The 22,786-nt window shown below is 62.8% G+C and carries 13 protein-coding genes; 5 read left to right on the top strand and 8 right to left on the bottom strand.

Going from position 1 to position 22,786, the window contains the following annotated elements:
• Positions 1 to 27: 27 nt before the first annotated feature.
• Genes imuA through AC0KUR_RS35030 form a run of 3 tightly spaced genes read left to right on the top strand, consistent with a single transcriptional unit; the run spans position 28 to position 5,299 of the window.
• Positions 28 to 744 (top strand): translesion DNA synthesis-associated protein ImuA, encoded by a 717-nt coding sequence (gene imuA, locus AC0KUR_RS35040; RefSeq protein WP_473377181.1) that lies wholly within the window; start codon positions 28 to 30, stop codon positions 742 to 744.
• The gene (locus AC0KUR_RS35035) at positions 665 to 2,143 is read left to right on the top strand and encodes a Y-family DNA polymerase (protein WP_473377180.1); all 1,479 of its coding nucleotides are present in this window, start codon (positions 665 to 667) and stop codon (positions 2,141 to 2,143) included. Before imuA ends, AC0KUR_RS35035 begins: the two co-directional genes overlap by 80 nt.
• Before the next feature lie 6 nt (positions 2,144 to 2,149).
• Positions 2,150 to 5,299, top strand: a complete 3,150-nt coding sequence (locus tag AC0KUR_RS35030; RefSeq protein WP_473377179.1) for an error-prone DNA polymerase — start codon at positions 2,150 to 2,152, stop codon at positions 5,297 to 5,299.
• Positions 5,300 to 5,325: 26 nt separating this feature from the next.
• On the opposite strand, the gene AC0KUR_RS35025 is transcribed toward AC0KUR_RS35030, so the two are convergent.
• The 8 genes from AC0KUR_RS35025 to AC0KUR_RS34990 form a co-directional block, all read right to left on the bottom strand.
• Positions 5,326 to 5,640 (bottom strand): hypothetical protein, encoded by a 315-nt coding sequence (locus AC0KUR_RS35025; protein ID WP_244135777.1) that lies wholly within the window; start codon positions 5,638 to 5,640, stop codon positions 5,326 to 5,328.
• A 155-nt stretch (positions 5,641 to 5,795) separates the two neighbouring features.
• Positions 5,796 to 6,650 carry a peptidylprolyl isomerase gene (locus AC0KUR_RS35020; RefSeq protein ID WP_473377178.1) on the bottom strand — a complete coding sequence of 285 codons (855 nt, stop codon included), beginning with the start codon at positions 6,648 to 6,650 and terminating at the stop codon, positions 5,796 to 5,798.
• Positions 6,651 to 6,745: 95 nt separating this feature from the next.
• Entirely contained in the window at positions 6,746 to 8,479 is a 1,734-nt protein-coding gene (locus tag AC0KUR_RS35015) for a ShlB/FhaC/HecB family hemolysin secretion/activation protein (RefSeq protein WP_473377194.1), read from the bottom strand.
• Between the two features lie 62 nt (positions 8,480 to 8,541).
• Positions 8,542 to 8,682, bottom strand: coding sequence for a hypothetical protein (locus tag AC0KUR_RS35010; RefSeq protein WP_473377177.1), 141 nt, complete (start codon positions 8,680 to 8,682; stop codon positions 8,542 to 8,544).
• A gap of 4 nt (positions 8,683 to 8,686) precedes the next feature.
• A complete protein-coding gene (locus AC0KUR_RS35005) occupies positions 8,687 to 10,720 on the bottom strand; it encodes a two-partner secretion domain-containing protein (RefSeq protein ID WP_473377193.1) in 2,034 nt (677 codons plus the stop codon).
• Positions 10,721 to 10,800: 80 nt separating this feature from the next.
• Positions 10,801 to 11,550, bottom strand: a complete 750-nt coding sequence (locus AC0KUR_RS35000) for a hypothetical protein (RefSeq protein ID WP_473377176.1) — start codon at positions 11,548 to 11,550, stop codon at positions 10,801 to 10,803.
• A gap of 550 nt (positions 11,551 to 12,100) precedes the next feature.
• Positions 12,101 to 12,370 (bottom strand): YrhB domain-containing protein, encoded by a 270-nt coding sequence (locus tag AC0KUR_RS34995; RefSeq protein ID WP_226158691.1) that lies wholly within the window; start codon positions 12,368 to 12,370, stop codon positions 12,101 to 12,103.
• Positions 12,367 to 21,411 (bottom strand): two-partner secretion domain-containing protein, encoded by a 9,045-nt coding sequence (locus AC0KUR_RS34990; RefSeq protein ID WP_473377175.1) that lies wholly within the window; start codon positions 21,409 to 21,411, stop codon positions 12,367 to 12,369. The genes AC0KUR_RS34995 and AC0KUR_RS34990 overlap by 4 nt, the downstream gene beginning before the upstream one ends.
• Positions 21,412 to 21,951: 540 nt before the next feature.
• Between AC0KUR_RS34990 and AC0KUR_RS34985 the strand changes: the two genes are divergently transcribed.
• Positions 21,952 to 22,251: an H-NS histone family protein gene (locus AC0KUR_RS34985; protein ID WP_059447309.1), complete on the top strand. Its 300-nt coding sequence runs from the start codon at positions 21,952 to 21,954 to the stop codon at positions 22,249 to 22,251.
• A 101-nt stretch (positions 22,252 to 22,352) separates the two neighbouring features.
• Entirely contained in the window at positions 22,353 to 22,745 is a 393-nt protein-coding gene (locus AC0KUR_RS34980; protein ID WP_175907871.1) for a DUF2471 family protein, read from the top strand.
• Positions 22,746 to 22,786 lie beyond the last annotated feature (41 nt).

Genomic DNA, 22,786 nt, shown 5'->3' with positions numbered 1-22,786 from the left:
CATACAGTATTATGCGTAACCGACCCCATGCACCCCGCTCTCGCCCATCCAGAAGCAATCCATTCGAGTTTATGGCGAGCCAGCCAACTGGCTCGCTCGAGCGTGCGCGGCGTCGACACGGGCCATCCGGAGTTGACGGCCGAACTGCCCGGCGGCGGCTGGCCGGCCGGCGCGCTGATCGAGCTGCTCGCACCGCAGCCTGGTATCGGCGAGCTTCGGCTGCTGGCACCAGTGCTCGCGCGCGCGGCCGGCAAGCCGGTCATACTGATCCAGCCACCGCATGCGCTGCAACCGTTGGCGCTCGCGTTTTGGGGCATCGACCCGTCAGGCTTCGTGACACTGCCGGCACCGCGCACGGCCGACGCGCTGTGGGCCGCCGAACAGGCGCTGCGCGCCGGCACGTGCGCCGCCGTGCTGCTCTGGCAGTCGCATGTCCGCGCGAACGCATTGCGGCGGCTCAACCTGGCTGCGCAGAGCGGGCAGGCCCTTTTCTATCTCTTCCGGCCTGTCGCCGCCGCGCGCGACGCGTCGCCGGCACCCTTGCGGCTCGCGCTTGCGCCCAAGCGCGACGGCATCGACGTCACGTTCGTGAAGCGCCGCGGACCGGCACGCGACACGCCGCTGTTCGTTCCCCTGTCCCCCTCGCCGATTTTGTTGAACCGCCATGGCAGTCTTTCTCGGCGTGCATTTACCTCATCTGACCCTAGAAGTGTTCCGGCCGCGATCGCCGGCGCCGTCGCCTGACGATGCGCGCGGGCTCGTCGTGCTCGAGGGCGGCCGCGTCGTGGCGCTCGATCAAGCCGCGCGTGCGCTCGGCGTGGTCGCTGGCATGCGCCGCGGTGGCGTGCTGTCGCTCGCGCCGGACGCGCAGATCCGCGAGCGCGACGCTGCGCGCGAGCGCGAGCTCGTGCTCGGCGTTGCCTATGCGCTCCTGCAGTTCACACCGAGCGTCGTCGGCGCCGAAGAAGCCGTGGTGGTGCTCGACGTGACGGCGAGCCTGCGTCTCTTCCACGGCATCCGCGCGCTGCGCCACCGCGTGCGCGACGTCGTCGCATCGTTCGGCGTCACCGCAGCGATATCCGTGGCGTCCTCGGGCCCCGCCGCGTGGATGGTCGCTCGCGGCCTGCGCGGTGGCCTCGCGCTGACCGCGCGGTCGCTGCGCCGCGCTCTCTCGCGCGCGCCGCTCGTCGTGGCGCCGGACGCCCGGCGCTACGCGAACTGGTTTGAGGATCTCGGCTGCGAAACGCTCGCCGATCTGCAGCGCCTGCCGCGCGCCGGACTGAAAAAGCGCTGCGGCACGCAGCTGCTCGACTGGCTCGACCAGGTCGCCGGCACCGCGCCGGCCGCCTACGACTGGCTCGAAATGCCGCCATCGTTCGACACGCGCGTCGAACTGATGGACCGCGTCGAGCACGCCGAGGCGCTGCTGTTCGTCGCGCGCCGGCTGATCCTGCAGCTGACCGGCTGGCTCACCGCGAAGCAGCTGGACGTCGCTGCGTTCGCGCTGCTGCTCGAGCACGAGCGCGGGCGGGACGCGATCGCGCCGACCGAGATCGAGATCGCGTTGGGCGCCCCTACCCGCTTCGAGGAACACCTCACGCGGCTCGTCAAGGAACGGCTCGGTCACGTCGAGCTCGCCGGGCCCGTGATCGCGGTGCGCCTGGTCGCCCGTAGCGTGCAGGAAGCGGCCGCGCCGAGCGACTCGTTGTTCCCGGAGCCCGGCGGCACGCAGCAGAATCACGCGCGGCTGCTCGAACTGCTGACCGCGCGGCTCGGCGCCGAGAACGTGCTCGTCCCGGCTCCCATGGCCGACTACCGTCCGGAGCCGGCCGCCCGATGGGTGTCGATGCGCGACGCGCCGAAGCCGGCGCCGCTGCCGGCGGATCTGCCACGCCCGGCTTGGCTGCTTGCCAAGCCGGTGCCGCTGCTCACGCGCCAGCATCGACCGTTCTACGGCACACCGCTGCGCATTGTATCGCCCGGCGAGCGCATCGAAGGCGGCTGGCAGGATGGGCAGACAGTGACGCGCGACTACTTCGTTGCCGAGGACGACCACGGCGCCTGCTACTGGATCTATAAGGAGCGGCCGACAGCCAGCGACGAGAGCGAAGCGCGCTTCTTCCTACACGGCCTGTTCGGCTGATCCGTCATGGACGCCGGCAGTTTCGGCGCCCTGCCCGCCTACGCGGAACTGCAGGTCGCCTCCGATTTTTCGTTCCTGCACGGCGCGTCGCGCGCGGAGGAATACGTCGCGCGCGCGGCGCAGCTCGGCTACAGCGCGATCGCGATCACCGACGAATGCTCGCTGGCCGGCGTCGTGCGCGCGCACGTCGAAGCGAAGGTGGCGAACATGCCGCTGATCGTTGGCTCGCACTTTCGCTTGACGGCTGCCGACGGCTCGCCGGCGCTCGCGTTCACAGCCCTCGCGATGAACCGGGACGGCTACGGCAATCTCTGCGAACTCGTATCGCTCGGCCGCATGCGCGGCAAGAAAGGCACGTATCGGCTTGCGCCACTCGATCTCGAGCATCCGGAAGCGCCGTACACCCACCTCCGCAGCCTGCCCGACTGCATCGCGATCCTGTCGCCCGACTTCCCGGCCAATGAGCAGCGCCTCGACGCGCAGGTCGAATGGTTCGCGCGCGTGTTCGGCGATCGCGCATGGGTCGCGCTGACGTTGCACGCGCGCGCGATGGACGACATCCACCGCGGCGTGGTCGAGCGCGTCGCTGCGCGCCACGGCGTGCCGGTAGTGGCCACCAGCTGGCCGCTGATGCACGTGCGATCGCGCAAGCCGCTGCAGGACGTGCTCACGGGGATCCGGGTCGGCCGGCCGGTGTCCGAGTGCGGCTACGAGCTCGCGCCGAACGCCGAGCGGCATCTGCGGTCGCGCTTGCGGCTCGCGAACCTCTATCCGGCCGGCGCGCTCGAGGAAACCGTGCGTGTCGCGCGGCGCTGCACGTTCTCGCTCGACGATCTGAAGTACGAGTATCCCGACGAACTGGTACCGACCGGCACCGACCCGGCGACGTACCTGCGCGAGCAGACCTACATCGGCGCGCGGCGACGCTTCCCGGCCGGCATCCCGGTCGACGTTCAGGCGCAGATCGAGCACGAGCTGCAACTGATAGCGGAGCTGCACTATGAGCCGTACTTCCTGACTGTCTACGACATTGTGCAATTCGCACGGGGACAGGGAATCTTGTGCCAAGGGCGCGGATCGGCGGCGAATTCGGCGGTGTGCTATTGCCTTGGCGTGACCGAGGTGGACCCGTCCCGCTCCAACATGCTGTTTGAGCGTTTTGTCTCAAAAAATAGGGCCGAACCCCCAGATATCGATGTGGACTTCGAACATGACCGTAGGGAAATCGTCATGCAGTACATCTACGGCAAGTACGGCCGCGATCGCGCCGCGCTGACGGCCGCAGTCACGACGTACCGACCGCGCAGCGCGTTGCGGGAAGCCGGCAAGGCACTCGGTGTGGATCCGGCGATCGTCGACCGCGTGGCGAAGCAGCATCACTGGTTCGACTCGCGCGCCGATCTGCTGCAGCGGTTTGCCGAAGCCGGCCTCGATCCCGAAGCGCCGTTGAATCAGCAGTGGGCCGCATTCGCCGCGCAGCTGCTTGGCTATCCACGGCACCTGTCGCAGCACTCGGGCGGCTTCGTGATCAGCCGCGGCAAGCTCACCCGGCTCGTGCCGGTCGAGAACGCAGCGATGGACGATCGCTCGATCATCCAGTGGGACAAGGACGACATCGAGGCGCTCGGCATTCTGAAGATCGACGTGCTCGCACTCGGCATGCTGTCGATGGTGCGCCGCGCGCTCGACATGATCTCGGAGAAACGCGGCGAGACATTCGAGTTGCAGGACATTCCGGCCGAGGACAAACCGACCTACGACATGCTGTGCGACGGCGACAGCATGGGCGTGTTCCAGGTGGAATCGCGCGCGCAGATGTCGATGCTGCCGCGCCTGCGGCCGCAATGCTTCTACGACCTGGTGATCGAAGTGGCGATCGTCCGGCCGGGTCCGGTTCAGGGCGGCATGGTCCATCCGTTCCTGCGCCGGCGTCAGGGGCTGGAACCGGTCACCTACCCGTCGCCCGACGTCGAGAAGGCGCTGAAGCGCACGCTCGGCGTGCCGATCTTCCAGGAGCAGGTGATGCAGGTGGCGATGCTCGCGGCCGGTTTCTCCGCCGGCGAGGCCGACCAGCTGCGTCGCGCGATGGCGGCCTGGAAACGCAAGGGCGGCTTGGAGCCGTATCACGAGCGCCTGGTCAGCGGCATGCTCGCGCGCGGCTACGATCACGAGTTCGCCGAGGCGATCTTCGCGCAGATCAAGGGTTTCGGCGACTACGGCTTCCCGGAAAGCCACGCGGCCAGCTTCGCGCTACTCGTCTACTCGAGCGCATGGTTGCGTCGCCATGAACCGGCCGTGTTTCTGGCCGCGCTGCTCAACAGCCAGCCGATGGGCTTCTATACGCCGTCGCAGCTACTGCAGGACGCGCGACGCCGCGGCGTTGAGGTGCTGCCCGTCGACGTCAACGTGAGCACATGGGATTCAGCGCTCGAAGGGCCGACGACGTCGGCGCCCGTGCGCCTCGGCTTCTCGCTGTTGCGTGGCATGCGCGAAGACGTGGCCGGCCGCATCGAGCTCGCACGCGCTGCGCGACCATTCGTCGACGTCGCGGACCTGGCGCGCCGCGCGCGGCTCGATCGACATGACCTGCAGGTGCTCGCGCGCGCGAACGCCCTTCGCTCACTGGCTGGCGGCAATCGACGCGCGGCGCTTTGGTTGGCGGCCGCCGCAGTCCCTGATCGGGATCTGCTGCGCGGCACCGAGCGCGACGACGCGGTGCCGGCGTTGCCTCAAGCATCGGAGGGCCACGAGATCGTGACGGACTATCGCGCGATGGGCTTCACGCTCGGCCGGCATCCGCTGACGCTGCTGCGTGAGCGCCTCGCGCTCGATCGCCTGCAGTCGGCCGAGCAGCTGGCCACCTTGCGCAGCGGCCAGCTCGCGCGCGCATGCGGATTGGTCACGGTGCGGCAGCGGCCGGGCACGGCCAACGGCGTGCTGTTCATGACGCTGGAGGACGAGACGGGCCAGGTCAACGTGATCCTGTGGCCCGGCCTGCTGGAGCAGTTTCGGAAGGAAGCGCTCGGCGCCGCGCTGCTGGCCGTGTACGGCGTATGGCAGGCCGAAGGGAAAGTGCGCCATCTGATCGCGAGCAAGCTCGTCGACCGGACCGAACTTCTCGGGGCACTGCCCACGACGGCGAGGGAGTTTTGCTGACGCTGCCGAAAAACTGCGGTCAGTAGCTATTGGCCGTTATTCAGTCGGCTTCCCGGCAATGGCGAGCATTCCGCGGAAGTGGCAAAACGCCCGAGCCTATCCCACCCCTGGATATAGCGATACTTCGAGACGCTAGCGACGAGTGAATCCATTCTCAACAGCAGCTGCTCGATCGGCACTAAGCTGTCGTCCGGCAGTTTCCACTCCCGCCCGGTCGCCGCCGTGTCGATGCTCAGTTGTAACACGGACTCCGCCTCTAGGAAGAGCGCCAAGTCACTGTCGGACACATCAGGCTCGACGAGGAAGTACCCCAGATAGAGCACCCGGAGTAACGCGATCATCGTCTCAGGTGTTCCCTGCCCACTTCGAATAGTCGCCAGCGCCAAGTGATTTTCGAGTGATATGGCGCGGGCATGAGGGGCCGGCAGCGGCAACAACTCCGCCTTGCTACGCGGTCGTCGATTCGAGCGTTTTTGCGACATTCTAGTGACGGCGCTTACTGTTGAATCGTTGCATTCTTCATCAGTCCGCCGACGAAGTTCGCCGTCGCCTTCTCGAGCGCCAACGCTTGCAACTGCTGCTGAATCGTCGCCTTCGCGGTGTCAAACGATGGGACCTGCGTTGGTCGCTTCGCGTCGACCTTCACGATCGCGCGTGGGCCATTGACGTCATTGCCAAGCGCGATCGACTGTGGCGTCACACCACCTGCGGGCAATTGCGTAATCGCCTGAGCAACGGCTAGCGGCAATCCTTGCGTATTCCCGTCCGTCACTGGCGTCTTGAAGCTCACCCACGGCAGCTCACCGCCAGCAGAGGCGGTCGGCGCCTGGCTGTACTGCCGCGCCAATGCGTCGAACGACTGCCCCGCTTTGAGGCCAGCCAGCACCGTCGCAGCGGTCGCCGCATCTTTCGTCACGATGATGCGCGGCTTGACTTCCTCCTTTCCAAGCGATGCGACGATTTCATCGTATCGCGCCTTCACTTGTGCATCCGTGACAGGCTCAGGTTTTACGTTATCGCGCACGAAAAGTTGCGTCTCGGCTGTCGATTTCGCAAGCTGCATGGCTGCCTGCACTTCTGGCTTGCTGCCGTAGCTCGCTTTGTCGGCCGCTTGCTGGATCAGCACGCGCGCGATCAACTGGTTTTTGATCGCTTGGCGAAACTGCGGCGTATCAGGCTGGCGCGACGCCTGCAACACGGCGTCGACCTCTTCCTTGGTGATCGGTGTACCGTTCACCGTTGCGACAGCACCCGCGGGCAACGCCGAAGTTTGTGTTTGCGCCTGGACAGGCAGCGCCAATTGCCAGGCAATCGTCGTCGCGATCAGAATTCGGTTGAACGTCGTCTGCATGCTTGATGCTCCTGCTTGTGTGAACACGCTAGCGACCTCAGTCACTGCGCAAAGTGTCCGACACCGAGGGGTAGTCGGACACGACTAAATTCGATCTAGTAAAACCAGTTCAAGGTACCGAGTACCAGCGTCGCCTTGTTGCCCAGTGCCGCCGGCTGCGTCAGCGCGCGCCCGACCAGCACCTCACCCGAAAGCGACTGCTTGCGCCACTGCCATTGGGCACGCAGGCCGGCCCCGATGCCGGCGAGCGTCGGGAAACCTGAAACACCAATCAGGCTCGTCTTGCCGGCATCGAGGAAAACGTACGGCTCGATACGGCCTTCCCTCCACATCGGAACGTTCACCCATGCGAGCTCGTTACGCGCATAGAGGCCACGGTCTCCCGCGATCTCACCCGATCGGAAGCCCCGGATCGTATCCATGCCCCCGAGGTAGAGTTGCTCCGAGCCGTACAGCGCCGTATTCGTGAACTGGCCGCCCAACGCGCCTCGGTACACTAACACCGCGCCGTTCAGCTTCGGCAGCGGCAACGTAATCGTCGCAGTCGCATCGAGCTTGGTGAACTGACTGTGCGCGGCGTCGCGCGCAATACCGTGCTCGTCGTGGTTTGCACCGAACCACGGTAGACCCTGGGACAGCCCCCCGTTGACCGTGAAATTCCCCTGTGCGTCGTTCATTACAAACTTGTGCAGCCAGTTGCCGCCGACCCGGAGCACGGCGACCCGCTGCGGATCGAGGTCCGCACCGTTGATGGTTCGATCGGTGCGACGCCACGAGAGCGTCGTGTCGATACTGGTGATGTCGCTCACGGTCCTGCCGACCAGGTAGTTCCATCCGAAAATGTGCGAGAGCGTGCGGCCATACAGCAGCGCCGTCGAGCCGATCAGCTGCTGGTATTCGGAATCCGCGATCGTGTAGCTGAAGGTATTTCGCCCGAACGGTACGGCGAACGATCCTACCAGTGCGTTGCTGTCCTGACTGTCGAGGAAGTTGACGCTAAACGATTCCTGCAAACCAAGCAGGTTGTCCGCTTCGACGCCGGCGCGATAGCGCGTCACACCCGTTGCGGAGCTGCCGTAGTTGTCGACGCCGAGATTGAAATACAACCGGTCGCCAGGCTTATTGTCGATGGCGACAATCGAGTCACCGGCATTCTGGCCCGGCAGAATTTGTACCGCGGCCTGATTGCGGCGCAGTCGGTTGATCTGCGCGACGCCTTGATCGACGTCTTGCAGACGAAGCGGATCGCCGGGCGAGACTGGGAATGCATTGGCATAGCCGACGTCGGTGAGCCAGCCACCGCCCGCCGACGCCTCGCCTGGCTTGAGGCGATGAATCGGCTGCCCATTGACCATAAAGCCCGCGACGTGGCCGACTTGGATCGAGACCCGGAGAGTGCCGGTCGAAAGATTCTGCGGGCCGAGCAGCGCGCGAGTTGTCACATAGCCTGCCGCGACAAAGGTGTCAGTCAGACGCTTCAACAACACATTAATGCGGTGCGTGCCGAGCTCGTGATTCGCAAACTCAGCGACGAGGGTATCGAGTTTCGCGCGCGACACGCCGCTGGGCGACTCGAACCGCTTACCGTCGGCCGACTGCAGCAGGATCTCCCGAACCCGAAATGTCGGACCACTTTCGACGATCGCGTCGACCGGCGTACCGGGTGGCACGTCGAGCGTCGTATCGGACGGCGGCGGAATCGTCACCGAAGGCGGCGGCTGCTCGAGCTGACGCTGGCGCGCCTGTTCTCGTTGTTGTTCGATAATCAGTTGCGCGGGGTCCTGCACGGGTCGGACCGCCGGAGGCACCGTTTGCGCATGCGCCGGCATGTACCACGCTGCGAGGCTCGCGACCAACAGCGGTAGCTTACATCGAGGGAAGACGGGTGCTTTCATTGTGGTTGTGCGTGCGGAATCCCGCGAGCAGACGTGACGGTGCCGACGGCGCCGCTCGTCGATGCGGCGAAGACGACCGTGGTTGCCTGAAAAGCTACGACGACCATGCCGAGGCGATTTTTCGTTCGATAGTCCATTCGCTTAACGCCACCACCACGTCGTTAGGCCCAAATGCTGATCGATGGAAACCGGCGTTCGCGACGGCGCACGCACGGTAGTAATACCGCCGGCAGCCGTCACGCCCTTTCCGCCGCTGAACGAGCCGCCGTCGATCACACCGTCTCCGGTCAGAAAGACCTGTCCGTTCGCGGCAAAGCCGCCACCGATATCCATCGCGATCAGCTGCGCCCACGTGCTGCCGAAGAACGCCTTGAAGCCACGATCCTGATTGATCGCCGAGTAGCCGGTCACGCCCTGCGCATAGGTGACGGGCGCGTCGACCATGATGTCGCCCGTTGCGAAGACATTGCCGCCGACGTTGCGCGCGACGGCGCCGCTCTTGATCGAGATGTTGCCGCCCACGCTGGATTGCGAACCGCCACTCGCCTGAATCGTGCCGCCGTAGGGCGTGACGTTGCTCGACGCGTTAGCGTGACAGAAGATCCAGCAGCTGCGCGAATAGTTCGCCTTCCCCGAGAACACCGCCGCATTCGTAAATGCGTTCTGCGCCGTGATGGTGACATCACCGGCAGTCGCTTGAATAACACCGCCCGAATTCGTCACGTTTCGTCCGGTGATCGTCAACGGTCCACTGGTTGTCGCGAGGTAGGCAATCTGGTCAGGACGATTGACGGTTCCGTAGTCGACGTTGACCCCGGTCGTCGAATGTGTGAAGAACAGGAAGCTGCCGCCTCGATCCGTGTACGCCGCTGGCTGGCCCCCATTCGTACCGCCCGAGTGGTCGATGACGTTCTGCACGTCGCCGGCCGCCGTCAGGCTCATGCCGCCGTTCGATGCGATGCGTGCGTTATCGTTGATGATGTTGCCGCCCGCGGTCAGCGACGTCGTGCCGTTGGCTGAGAAAATGATGCCCTGATTGGCGGCGCTGGATCCGTTGAGAATATCGCCGGTCGCGCTCAGCGTCAGGATACCGCCTGCAGGCGTGCCATTCGCCGTCGTACCGGCCTGGATCACACTTCCTATGTTCGTAATGGCGCCGCTGCTTGTCAGGTTGACGGTATTGTTCGCACTCAGCGTCGACGGTCCGGCCGCATCGTCCGAAAGCGAGATCGAGCCCGCATGAACCGTCGCGTTGTTTCCGGCATTCAGTTGCGCTCCCTGTAGCGTAACCGCGCCGGTCGTCGAGATCGATGCGTCATGTGCGCCGAAGAACTGGTTGTCGGCGATCGTGACGTCACCAGTCGAAGTGACCACGGCATCGCCCGCATTCGCGTACAGCTTGCCGAGGCTGCGCACGCCGGCGCCCTGATCAGTGATGATCAGTTCCACACGTCCGGCCGTCAGGCCGCCGGCGGCCGTGATGTCGACCGCGAGCGCTTTGCTCGTCGCGCCGGGAAACGATGCACCGATCCGCCAGTCGTGACCGTTATCGGTTGGCGACATGCCCCCGTTCCAGCTCGTGGTACTGCTGCCAACGGTACCGCGAATGAAACTCGGCACACCGGTCTTGTTGTCGTAGGTGTTCGTCACCGGCCCGTTCAGAGCCAGTTGCTTGGCGACAAGATCGAGACCGATCAGGTCGCCCGTCAGCCCGCCTGCCCCGATCGTGATGGTTCCGCGATCGGTATTCAGCACAACGTTGCGCTGCACCGTGCCGGGCGCGAGTGCCACATCGGCGAAGCTCACCTGTCCCGTCGACAGCACGACGTGGCCGGTGTTCGTGAAGTTCCCGCCATCTACCGTCACGCCGTTCGGATTCGCCAAGATGACGTTCGCGCGCGGGCCGAGGACGTTGATGTTGCCCTGGATCAGCGACGGGTTTGTGCTGGTGACCTGGTTGACGATCGTGCGTGCATTGATGCCGACGTTGTTAAGGTCGGCACCGGCCTTCGAGACGTTGAACGACGAGTAGGTATTGTTCGAGACGCCGCCGATGGCGGGCGCGATGTTGACAGTCTGGTGGCCGTTTACCCCCACCGAAACGGACGTTGCGGTACTGCCGTCAGGAACGATGGTCACGGCGTACGCAGCATTCTGCAGAACCGGACCCGACATCACGAGAAATGCTAATAGACGATGAACGCGTCCGATTCGCTCGATGTCGTTGTTTTTCATCATATCGCTCCCGCGACTGTTTATTTTTGACTGACGCCGGTTGATGAAGACACACTTTTCCCAGCCTGCAATGCAGTGCGAAACTGTGGCACAAAGCCCATGAGTGCTTCGTCAATCCCCTGAATTGCGTGAGGCAGGTCTCGCAGAAGATCAGTGTACAAAGGATAGGTATACGGGATCGATTCCTTCGCATCCTGGCCGGAATTCACATCTGCATTTTTGCTGCCGCCTTTGCTGGATTTTGGGCTTATATACGCAGGAGCTGGCAGGAAAATATTCTGAGAGAAGATCGGCTCAAGTGTACTCGCCGAGAAAATTCGAATTCGACTACTCACCGACCGGACATATGGCCAACCCAATCCGGTCGCACCATATCCTGTAATGACAGGTGCAATCATGATTGCATCCGCACCGGTGTAGGCATCACCTTTCAAAACGGGATTCAGCCAGTCGCCTGCGATCGCTGGCGTGCCAGCCTGCCCGAGTTCAATCTCCTTCACTTGATAACCTAGTACCCGCAGTTCGGCCTCTAGTGCGTTAATGTACTTTCGGTTCAGTCCCGTATCACCAAGTTCACTTTTGACAACGCTGTCAAAGTCCTTGTTGGTTCGAGTCGATGCTGCCGCCGTTCCCCCAGCTATCGCCCCACCTACAGCGGCAGCCAGCAGTCCTACGCCAGGAATCGGAACGATTATTGGCCCACCGGACGTGACCGCGAAATACGTAGTCGGCTTCGGCACGTTGACCGCGATCGTCTTGATCGAAGACATCCTCTGTGCGTCGAAATCAATTGGAGAATTAGACGCACATGCACTCAGCAAAAGCACACAACAAATTGAGGACGCCCTAATTATTATTTCCATATAAAATTATCACCCAATGTTTTTCGCAGAAGAAATTTCACTAACTCTACATATTCGCCAATCAGTACCGATCGTGTTACTTATAAATATCAACATAGCGTCCAGTCACTTCTTTGATTGTCCCCGATCGGGCGCGCCCTGGGTCGGGTCAATTGCGACACCAGCGGCGACAGCACCGCACTGGTCGCCCCGCCAATCGCACCGTATCCGGCACCCGACGCGGCCCGCATTCGCAACAGCCCGCAACCCTAGACGCGGCGCGGCTTCGCCAGCGGCCGCCGCCTAGGTTCGGTTCGTCATTCCAGTTTTTGCCCCAGACGCGGGTTTTCAGCCCACACCTCGAAGTCACTTAAAGAGCACTGCGCCGCTCAACGTCGCATGCGATAGCGTTACTGTATTCGCTTTCCAAACCCCATACTGTCAATTCTCATTTGATCATCCTTACGATCCTTTTGGATCACGCTGAATCGTGTTCGCCAAATCCCAACACTGCTCCCGCCTTCGAAACCCTAAGAGGAAGATTTCCAGCAAGCAGATAAGCCGGGTCGCCAGTGCTCAAGTACAATGCCGATTGATAGTGGAAGAGCCAGCATTCACCACAGTCCACAATTTTATCCGTCGACACGACCCATCGATCATCTTCAGGCGAATTGTAGGAAGTGCGAACCGACTCGTTTAGATAGTTTTCAGCAATATCAATGGCGGCTGTCAAAGTAATTACAGTCATTTCGCACCAATTGGTTTCACGGGCATGAAAAGCAACTTCGGAAAGGCTGCTGGATTTGCAACAGTACCCGTTTGCCCATCGAGATATCTAATAGTGCCATTCTGATTGACAACATTGAATACGTGCCCCACATCTGATCCGGCAGGCGGAAAGCCGTACACAATCCCAGTCGCACCATTGCCTTGTTGAAGCAACGACTGCTCGATGCTGCTCGTCGTCGCCGGCGCAAACCTACTTCCGAACTGCTGCTGAAGAACAGCGATGCTCGTTGGACTACCGGGAAGCGCACTGGCTGGATTACCGCGCAACGTAGCATCGGTCGCTATTGCACAGTTGACGCAGTTCATGTCGCCGCCGGTTGGATTGACATTTCTGATACTACCAGCCGCCGGCACCGTATCACCTGCAGTTGCCCGGCTTCCGCTCGAACCTCCAAGCAGCGACGCAGCCCCAACCGTTCCCACCAACGACACCAGGCCCCCGAAATCCGGATCGTCATAAGGCAGCATCGCGCCGTTCAGGAACGGAACATAGTCCGGATAGCCCGGCAGCGCCCCATTCACGAAGTTCGGAATCGCCTCAACCGTTCCGACTGCCGTATTCCACGCCGCGCGCCCCGTATCTTTAATTGCGCTCGTCAGCGTGCCGCAGTTGTGGCCCGGCGCGCATGTATTGTTCAGCGTCTCGTTCTGCGCCGCTGTCATCGCAGCCAGCGCGTTCTGACCCAGCAAGCCCGCCACTGCGCCACCGAGCAAGGACGTTGCCGTTACGATCGCCGCAAGCTGCCCCTGATCGGTGACGCCCTGCCCGCCTGTTACCGCCGTGGCGATGCTGTTCGCCGTCATCGCCGACACCGCCCCGCCAATCGCACCTCCGCCGCACCCTTGACCCGTTGCGGCGCCCGCAGCGCAGCCGAGCGCAGCGTGTGCCGCCACGTACGCCGCACCTGTCAGCGTGCCGTCCTGATTCAGGTTGCCGATTGTGTAGGCAATGGACGCCGCAGCATTCGTCGCTGCGCTGTTGCGCAGGTTCGTCAGGAAGCTGCCGCCCTGGATTGCCGTCTGTATGGTTGCTTGAAGCACCGACTCCGCAGCAAGCGCCGTGAACGCGGTCGACAGGGAACCGGTTGCTGCGCCAGCCTGCGGCACAAGCGTATTGCCCACCGCTTGCACTCCGGAAAGCGCCGCGAGACTGTTCTGCGAGGCATTCCACGACCAGCCCAAGCTACCGTTATCGAACGTAATGCCATTCGTCAGGCCAGCCGTTAGCGCCGCCACACCGCCAGTCTCGAACACCTTCCCTACGCTGAATGAGCCTCCACTGTTCAACTGGCTCATCGTGCTGTTCATCATGCCGGCAAACGCGGCCGACAGCGCCACGTTCGCCGTGCCTGCGCCAACCGCCGCCGCCGTCGTCACAGTCACCTCGGTCGTGCCAACCGCTATCGTCGTCGTAGTCGCTGGCACGGCTGCTGCAAATGTCGTCCCAGTACCGACGGTTGCCGTCGCCGAAGCCCCAATCGCCCCCGACGCCGCCATGCCCCCCATAATCGAGAGCCCGACGATCACTCCAGTCATGAAGATCTGGTCGAACCACGAGTCGCTGTCGAGCGCTTGGGTATCGAGATGGTCGGTGACGGTCTGTTGCGTGAAGTTACCGCCGAGTTGACTCTTCAGATTCGCCAGCATCGCCTGCGTGCCAGCCGTATCGACTGCGCCGTCCGCACCGACTTTCTGGAGTGCTCCGCCGATCTGGTTCAGGCTTTGCACCTGCAAATCGTAATTGGCGGCCGACATGAAACCGCCTTGCTGCGCCACGGTGCCCGTGGTCTGCAACGCCACGCCTTCCGGCCCCTTCTGATAAATCGTGCCGATATCCGTCGAACGCTGTTGGTTAGTCAGCGAACCGGTATTGACCGTCAGGTTCTGCGCCGTGACCGTGCCGGTATTCAGAATGCTGTTCGCGAAATTGAGCGTGACATTCGTGCCCGTGATTTCGCCGTCAGCGTTCACTTCCGCGAAGTTCTTCGGCAGCAGCACCTCCGGCATCAGCGCCTGCACTGTCGGACAGGCCGCGCCGCCGGTCGTGCTGCATCCCGGCTCCGGCACGGATTGCTCGACATACCAAAGCATCGGCGAGTTGATCTGGGCGAGCTGGGCTTCACTCAGCTTCGTGCCGAGCGCGACGTTGTTCTTCTCCGCATACTCGAGCGCCGCGCCGTACAACGCTGCCTTGTCCTGATTGTTGATCGACGCCTGGCTCGTACTGTCCGTCGCACTCGTCGTGCTGTAGAAGCTGCTCTTGCCAATCGCCTGCAACGCTGCCTGCTGGATCAGCTGGTTTTCGGTGTACGGGTCATAGTAGAAAGGCACGCTCCCCGGTTGCAGGTTCGCGGGCAAATTCGCGATCAGCGCGGCCGACGAGAGCGAATCGACCACCTGAGCGGCGGGATTGCTGGTCAGGTAGCTGACCGTGGTCGTCGCACCCGCGATCGTCTTGACGGTGACGCTTTGCGGCGTACCCGCGATAGGCGCAGACGCCGAGCCCGGCGACGCGCCTACCGGACGGGTCGTCACGGTAACCACCGGCGCGACCGGCTGGCCGACCGTCTGCGAGCCGATCGGCGTATTGGCAGGCAGACCGGTCATCCCGGTGACCGACGTCGGCCGGCCGCTCTGATCCGTGACCAACCCGGCCTTGTTCACCGAATCCGCGATCGAACTGGGCAGCGTTGGCGGAGCCAGCGAAATTACCTGTCCCGAGACGACCGGCGGCGGCGTAAAGACGTTCGGGTTCGTAATCCCGTTGACGAGCGTCGAGCCCGTCAGGGTGACCGTTTGGCCGATCACGTTGCCGGTATTGTTCAGCGTCGGCGAATGGACGCTCAGATTACCCGCCTGAATCGTGCCCGGCACGAAATCGGGCAATCCGACGTTCGACGGCAGGCCCGATACTGCTTGCGCATCGCCAGCATTGAACGCCCCGCCATACAGATTCTGGCAAGTCGACGCCATGCCCAGGCAGCCCCACGTTCGGGTACCAACCGGATTACCGGTCCAGTACGCGTGCAGGTACTGGTTGTCGCTCGATGCGCTTTGAGTTGCGTTGATCGTCGCGGTATTCAGTGCCGTGATGAGACTGCCGGTGTTGCTGAACATCCCCGCTGCGATCGACAGGTTGTTGTTCGCCGTAATCGTGGACGGCGTAGCCGACTGCACCTCGACATACGCTTCGCAGTTCTGGCCACACCCGCTATAGGGCGACGCCGAACCATAGTTCTGATGGACCGCCACCGGCGCGGCAATCGTGTTCGTCACACTTGCCGCGTTGATTTGCACGTTATGACCTGCCTCGATTGCGGCCGACGTGTTCGTCACACTGGCAGCCTGCGTCGTGTTCGCCGCAGTCGTGCCAGCACCGCCGATGACGACGTCGTTCTTCGCAACCAGATTGCCGTAGGTGTTGCTGACCTGGTTGGCGGCAATGACGATGTCATGACCGGCCGTCACGTTGCTGTTGGTCTGCTGGTAGCTGTACGCCTCCGAGTTCGGGTTGGTCGTTCTCAGATTCGAGCAGCCGGCATTCGACACCCCCGACGCACACCCGGCCGTCACGGCCTTCGACCCGACATTCGATCCTTGATTCGTGAAGCTTGCCGCCTGAATCGTGACATCATTGCCAGCCGCAAGCGTGCCGGTATTGGTCAGATTGCCGCCCGACAGATTCAGATTGTTCCCTGCAAGAATCTGCCCGACGGCACCTTGTGTCGTGGCGGTCCTGCTCGTTGTCTCCAGCGGCACCGTCCCCGGCGCGCTGATCGTATAGGTTGCCGGCGGCGTTGGCGTACCGACCAGGCAATATCCTCCCTCGCACTGATACGTGCCACTCGGGTTCGCCGTGCCGGCCACGCCGATCGATCCGGACTTCTGCAACGCCTGCAGTGACGTCAGGAACGCATTCAGCGATGCGCCATCGACCGTGTCGGTGACCGACGACGTGAAGCTCGAGCCTCCGTTCTGGAGCTGCTGCACGTTCACGTTGGCGTCGTGCCCTGCGCTTACAACACCGCTCTGGTTATTGAGCGTGTTGGCCGTCAGGTTAAGGTCGTGCCCGGCCGCGATGACAGACGACGTCACGGTCGCGCCGGTCGTGGTGGTGGTCTCGGTAACGGTCGGCAGGGTGAGGGATTGAACCGTCGTTGCACCAGAAACCGGCGTAGAAGGCGGCACGACAACCCACATAGCACCTTTGGGTGCATTACTCGTGGGCACCAGTGCAAACTGGACTGTTCCCGAGGACGCAACCGGTGGCGAGGCGTCGCCCCAGCCTTGATAGATCAGCCGCGCGCTGGAAATCGACCAGACGGTTGAATTTGTCGGCTGCTCACCGCCGACCGACAGGAGCCCGCCGAGCGTCGCCGGCAAGTTTGCCTGCCCAAGGGTCAGCGTCCCACCGTCCTTGCCGACGTTATAGATCGCATAGACCAATTCCGAGCCGATCGGCGTGGCCATCAGCAACCCAGGATTGTCGACGGTCTTCGTGGTCGTGGTGGTTGTGACCGTTGCCGCCGCGGAATTGTTGACGTTGTTTGCCGTGATCTTCAGATCGTTCGTCGCCGTCAGCGTGCCGCCAGCGTTCCCGAGGTCGCCACTCAGGTTGATCGTTGCGTTGCCACTACCGGTCGGGCTCTTGCTATTGCCTGCACTGGTCACCCCGTTCGAATTGTCGTAGCTCGTCCCCGCAATCGTCAGCGTATTGTCTGCGTGAACGGTACCGCTATTCGTACCCGCACCGTTGAGCGTCAGCGCATCGAGCGCCGCAACCGTGCCACTGGTCTGATTGGCGAGCGAGCCATTGATCGTCAGGTCGTTGCCATTGATCGTGCCAGTATTTCCTACAGCACCATTCACCGTCAGTGCACCGATGCCTTGATTGATCGTGCCGGTGTTGTTGAAGCCCTGCGCGGTGGACACCGTGACGTTCGAACTCGGTAGCGTCCATGTTCCCGAATTATTGACCGATTGCGCCGACAGGTTGACGCCATTACGACTGTCGACCGTACCGAAGGTCGCTGCGGACGGATCCAACGTCTGGTTCGGCAAATTCAACGTCGCGTTGTTCTGCCCATAAATCGTGCCGCCTGAGTTGTTGAACGAGCCGTTGCCCCCTGTCACCGTCACGGTCGTCTTGCCCGTTGCAGCGGTCGGATTCGCAACATCACCGGCGTACAACACACCCTTTTGGTTGCTGAGATTCGCCGTCGTGACGTTCAGCGCGTTCGTCGCCAGAAGGCTACCCGAGTTGGTGACGCTGCCGCTCGCCGTGACGTTCGTGGTGGGCCCATAGACGGAGCCACTGTTCACGAGGTCCGCGGCATTGATTGTCGCGGTCTGCAGTGAGGACAGTGCACCCGAATTCGTGACGGTCGTACCCGACACATTCAGGTTGCCGGCCGCCATTTGCGTACCGACGTTATTGACCGTACCGCCCGCCAACGTCGCGTCGCCCTTGAACGCGGCCGTGCCACCCGTCGTCAGGCTTTGCGTACCGGTGATCTGCGTCGCGCCACCGACCACCGCGTTCGCGGTAGTCACGTTCGCACCCGAAAGCGTCGCGTTGCCGCCCACGGACAGCGCCGGCGCATTCGCGTCGAACTGCGCATTGAGTTGCCCTGCTGACGTATCGAGCGCGTTGCTCGCGGTAGCCGTCAGATTCCCGCCCGCCGATACACCCTGCGTCGTGATGTTCGTCGCTGCGAACGTCGCGTTCTTGGAGACCGTGGTCTGGCTGGCGAGCGTCAGGTTCTGGCCGGCGTTCAGCGATGCATTACCCGCAGTCGAGACAGTGCCGGCCGCCGTCAGGTTGCCCGATTTCGCATTGACCGAGAGATCGCCGAGACTCTTAACGCTGCCTTGGGTTTTAACATCAGTGCCGGCCGTGATCGTCGTCGCCCCGCCCGACAGCGCATCGCCGGTCAACGCCGCGGCGCCGTTCGTCGCCGTCAGCGTGCTGCTACCCACAGCCGTGGTCGCGCCGACCGACAGGTTGTTACCCGCCGTCGCCGTCAGATTGTTGCCGGTCTGGACAGTGCCGCTGATGCCGATATTGCTTCCGGCCTTCAGTGTCGTGTCGTTCGCGACGCCGATTGCGCCAGTGCCGTTGATGTCGCGCCCAGCTGTCACACTTGCATTGCCGGAATTGCCGACCTCGAGACCACCGTTCAGGTTGGCGTCACGTGCGGCCGCAATCGTCGTGTTCTGGCCGCTTTGCACGGTCCCGGCAACCGAGGCATCCTGTCCCGCGTTGATGTTCAACGTGCCGGGGGTCGATACCGTACCGGCCACCGCGACGCTGCCTGCAGTCGATCCAATCTGCGCGTTGCCGCCGCTATAGACCGTACCGCCCACATTCACGCCCTGCAGGCCGCTCGCATTCAGCGCGCCCGTCGAGACTACGTTCCCTGACGTGCTCAAGGTGCCGCCGTTCGCCACGAGCGTCATATCGCCAACGGATGCGGCCGTCCCCTTGATGCTGGTATTACCGCCTGACGTCACGCTCAGGTTCCCGCCGCTCGTCACGTTCCCGGCCAGCGTCGTATCCTGCCCTGCCTGAATCGTAACGGCGCCCGGCGCCGCTAAGGTGCCGCCGAAGCTCGCGTCGGTACCCGTCACCGCACTGATCGTGCTGCCACTCTGCACGGCGCCGTTCAGCGCAATCGCTTGCCCAGCGGCCAGATTGACAGCACCTTGCGACGACGTGACGTTGCCTTGCCCCGTCAGCGAACCAGCCAGCGCGGTAATAGATACCGGGCCCTTTGCCTGCGCGGTGCCGCCAATCGACGCGTTCTGGCCGGCACTGACGGTCAGGGCACCATTGGACTGAGCGCTACCGCTTACTGTCGCTGAGCCGACTTGCGCCGTGATCGTCGTGTCGCTCACCGATGCGATCGTGCCGCTCACGCTGGCGCCGCGGCCGGCCGTCATCGAAACCGTGCTGCCACCGGTCAAACTGCCCGTTTCCGTCGCGTCGCGACCGGCCGTGATCGCGATCGCGCCCGGCGCCGATACGTTCGCCAGCGTCGCATCCTGCCCTGCCGTCGCTGTGACCGCACCACCGCTTTGCACCGCACCGCTATACGCGATGCTCTGACTCGCCGACAGCGCAACGTTACCCGTCGTCGTTCCGATCGCGCCAGTCCCGGTCAGGTTTCCGTTCCTCGCCGCAAGCGTCGCGTCGTTGGTCGTCGTCAGCGCGCCGTTGACGGCCACATTTCCGCCGGACACGTTTGCGGTCGCGGCCTGCGTTTGCCCACCAAGCGTCGTGGTGCCGCCGGACTGAACCGTCAGCGTGCCTGGCGTCACCGCGGTACCGGAGATTGTCGCGTTGCCAGCGCTCGCGGTGACGGTCAACGGGCCCTGCGCTGAGACATTGCCGCCTACGAGCGCGTCCTGTCCAGCCGTCACCGAGAGTGCCGCGTTGCTGATCGCGCTGCCCGCAATTTGTGCGGTGCCCGTAGTCGCCGCAATCGACGTCTTGTCGACACCAGACACGGCGCCGTTCACGCTCGCATTGCGTCCGCCCATCAGCGCGACCGTGCTACCACCTTGAACGGCACCGTTCACCGTCAGATCGCGTCCGGCCTTGGCCGAGATCGCGCCGGGCGCGCTCAACCCTCCGACGGTCAGGTCGCCATTCGACGCCTGTAATGCGACGTCGTGCGCGGACAGCGAGCCGATCGACATCGATTGCCCGGCAGTGAGGTTCGCTGAACCGTTTGCAGCGACTGACGCAGCGTTCAAATTGCCGCTGGCATTCATCGACACGTTCTGCCCAGCTGAAACAGAGCCGGTCGCGTTGACGTCGCCGTTGGCGTTGACCGTGTAATTCTGGTTAGCGAGCCCGGTTCCGGTGATCGTCGTCGCGCCTGCGCTCGTCAAATTCACGTTCTGGCTGGCAAACGTTTGACCGACCGTGACGTCGCCGTTCGAATTGACGACGACATTCCCCGCTGTCGCGGTCAACGGGCCTTGCATGTTGGCGCCGAGGCCCGCTGCTGTCTGGACGATGTAGACCTGGCCAGCGGTGACCGATCCGAACTGATTCGCATCGATCGCCAAGCCGTTTGCGGTTTGGATCGCCGTGACATTGTTCGGCAGACCGTTGGCTGCGGTACCGTATGCAGTGCCGGTATTGCCCGTCGTGGTCGGCGTGACGAGCTGGTTGCCCGTCACGACGTTGATGCGCTGATCCGCACGGATCGGCGCCGCCAGCGTGACTGTTTGCCCGATGAGGTCAATATTCCCGACAGTCCCTTCGATCCCGGCTCCCGGACCGTTTACGCCTGCCGGCCCGTTGATCGAGATGTTGCCGGATCGAACGTCGTACGCGACCGCACCGGCGTGCGCGAAATCGGTTGGAGCACCACCGACGCCCGTGATGAACTGCGGCGTGCCTGTGGTCAGCGTGAGATTCGGGATGTTCGTGAGCGACAGTCCGTTTGCCGATACCCCGCCCGGAGCCGCGATCACGATCGGCGCCGCAGCACCGAAGGTCTCCAGTGGTCCGTTCAGTACCGCGATATTGTTCGACGTGACCTGGTTGATGATCAACGACGCAGGTCGGCCGTTCAGATTCGGGTTCGCGCCAAGCGTACCGCCCAGCAGAGGCGTACCCGAAATCGTGCTGTTATTCAGCACGAGGCCTTCGGATCCCACGTTGAACGACTGATACTGTCCGAGACTCACCCCATTGGAGTTCGGCGCGGGGATATTGATAGCAGGGACACCTGAGCTAGTCGCGGTCACCGTCGGCTGAAACGGAATCGGCGCGCGCGGATCGATGATCGGCGCAGCATGCGCAGTCTGATCGATCAGAAGTACCGCGGGGCTGAGGTACATCACGACCGACATGACCCATGCGGTCGCCTTGACCCAAAGCGCATGCTCTTCGCTTTCCAGCGAAGCTTGACCGAAGATGATTTTCTGTTTGGCCGTTCCCCGTTGAACGTGCCGAGCTTCTATTTCGCGCATCAGTCGGCGCATGGTTGGTCTCACTCGGAATTTTCAGCGGATGTTCGCACAGCAGAAACCGAAAGATGGTCAACAATTGTCATGCCCCTTCTTGCTGCCGGGATCATTATTACAAACTGCCTTCATGCTGATTCGAATATCAAAATATCGACGATGGCTTACTGTGACCAATATAAAAATAAATAAATGTTTTGAGATTGATTTAATCAAAAAGACCCCCGTTCCCGGCCGAGAGACCGCAGAGCCATGCCTGACAGCGCTTTGGCTCCGAGGGGGGCGACGGGCGCATCGACTACATGTGTGCGCTAGGACCGAATAGAAATGTTAAAAATCGTTTCTTGAAAACTTAAATCCGATCGATGAATACCTCCCGATCGGGAGGGAATAGCCGGTCGCAACGAGGCATAACGCGGTCAAACGACATCAGCTGGCTCACAAACCACCTGCGATTTTTACGAGGGAGCGTGTTGTGCTCTGTCGACGCGGACTTGACTTTCGTTTGAAGCCGGTAAGGTAGTCGATACCAATTTCTCAACCACGAATGGAGAAAGCATGTCGACATACCACGAACTTCTCGCAAAGCGCGCCGCACTCGAGGCGGAAATCGACGCCGCAAAAGGGGCTGCTCGGGAGACAGCTTTGAAAGAGGTGCGCCGGCTCGTGAACGAATTCGATCTCAGCGCCCGGGAGGTCTACGGGGCGCGCGCAACCCGCAAGCGCGGCCGCGTCGATGCGAAGTATCGCCATCCCGACACCGGCGCGACCTGGAGCGGTCGGGGCCGCCCCCCGGCATGGATTGACGGCAAGGACCGCACGCCCTTCGAAATCCAGCAAAGCGCCCCCCAGTCTTGAACTCCCGCAGAACACTGGATACATTTACAGTGTGCCAGGCGCAGCAGCCACTCGCGATCTACCGAGTGGCTGGCCGCAGGTCCCTTGTCTCGCCGATTACTATGAACCTCGCCCCGACTGTTGATTGCCACGATGCCGAGCTCGATCCGATTCGGTACGGGTATGCGCTCGAGTCCGCAACGCAAGATCTGCGACGCATTGCGACGTCGCTCGCAGCTCGCTATATCAGCGCCGGCCTTGCTCACGCCTTGAGCTGGCCGCTATTGCTCGAGATCGAAGAGCAGGCGTTTTCTGATTTGGCATTTCAGAGCCGCAACGATCCAGCGATCATCGACGCGCTGCCGCGCATCGGGCCGGCGACGCTGCCGGGCGTCGATTTCAGCGGTCTCATCGACTGGGGGCAGTCCGATCCATCGCTGCCGATCGTCTATCAGTGCGTCCGCGAGCTTCTGATGGGCGCCGCCACGTTCGAGCGCAGTGAGGAAGCTGCGTGAGCGACGCAATCCGTGGGCTCAACGAGCTGCGTATCGATGCC

The organism is Burkholderia sp. YHN3-13 (genome assembly GCF_055810675.1).
The sequence above is the reverse complement of the archived record's forward strand: the minus strand, read 5'-3'. Positions and strand labels throughout refer to the sequence as shown.

Bases quoted from the DNA above. Each gene is read 5' to 3' on its own strand.
- imuA (WP_473377181.1), top strand. From the start codon at position 28: ATGCACCCCGCTCTCGCCCATCCAGAAGCAATCCATTCGAGTTTATGG.
- AC0KUR_RS35035 (WP_473377180.1), top strand. From the start codon at position 665: ATGGCAGTCTTTCTCGGCGTGCATTTACCTCATCTGACCCTAGAAGTG.
- AC0KUR_RS35030 (WP_473377179.1), top strand. From the start codon at position 2,150: ATGGACGCCGGCAGTTTCGGCGCCCTGCCCGCCTACGCGGAACTGCAG.
- AC0KUR_RS35025 (WP_244135777.1), bottom strand. From the start codon at position 5,640: ATGATCGCGTTACTCCGGGTGCTCTATCTGGGGTACTTCCTCGTCGAG.
- AC0KUR_RS35020 (WP_473377178.1), bottom strand. From the start codon at position 6,650: ATGCAGACGACGTTCAACCGAATTCTGATCGCGACGACGATTGCCTGG.
- AC0KUR_RS35015 (WP_473377194.1), bottom strand. From the start codon at position 8,479: ATGCCGGCGCATGCGCAAACGGTGCCTCCGGCGGTCCGACCCGTGCAG.
- AC0KUR_RS35010 (WP_473377177.1), bottom strand. From the start codon at position 8,682: ATGGACTATCGAACGAAAAATCGCCTCGGCATGGTCGTCGTAGCTTTT.
- AC0KUR_RS35005 (WP_473377193.1), bottom strand. From the start codon at position 10,720: ATGTCGGGTCCGGTTCTGCAGAATGCTGCGTACGCCGTGACCATCGTT.
- AC0KUR_RS35000 (WP_473377176.1), bottom strand. From the start codon at position 11,550: ATGTCTTCGATCAAGACGATCGCGGTCAACGTGCCGAAGCCGACTACG.
- AC0KUR_RS34995 (WP_226158691.1), bottom strand. From the start codon at position 12,370: ATGACTGTAATTACTTTGACAGCCGCCATTGATATTGCTGAAAACTAT.
- AC0KUR_RS34990 (WP_473377175.1), bottom strand. From the start codon at position 21,411: ATGCGCCGACTGATGCGCGAAATAGAAGCTCGGCACGTTCAACGGGGA.
- AC0KUR_RS34985 (WP_059447309.1), top strand. From the start codon at position 21,952: ATGTCGACATACCACGAACTTCTCGCAAAGCGCGCCGCACTCGAGGCG.
- AC0KUR_RS34980 (WP_175907871.1), top strand. From the start codon at position 22,353: ATGAACCTCGCCCCGACTGTTGATTGCCACGATGCCGAGCTCGATCCG.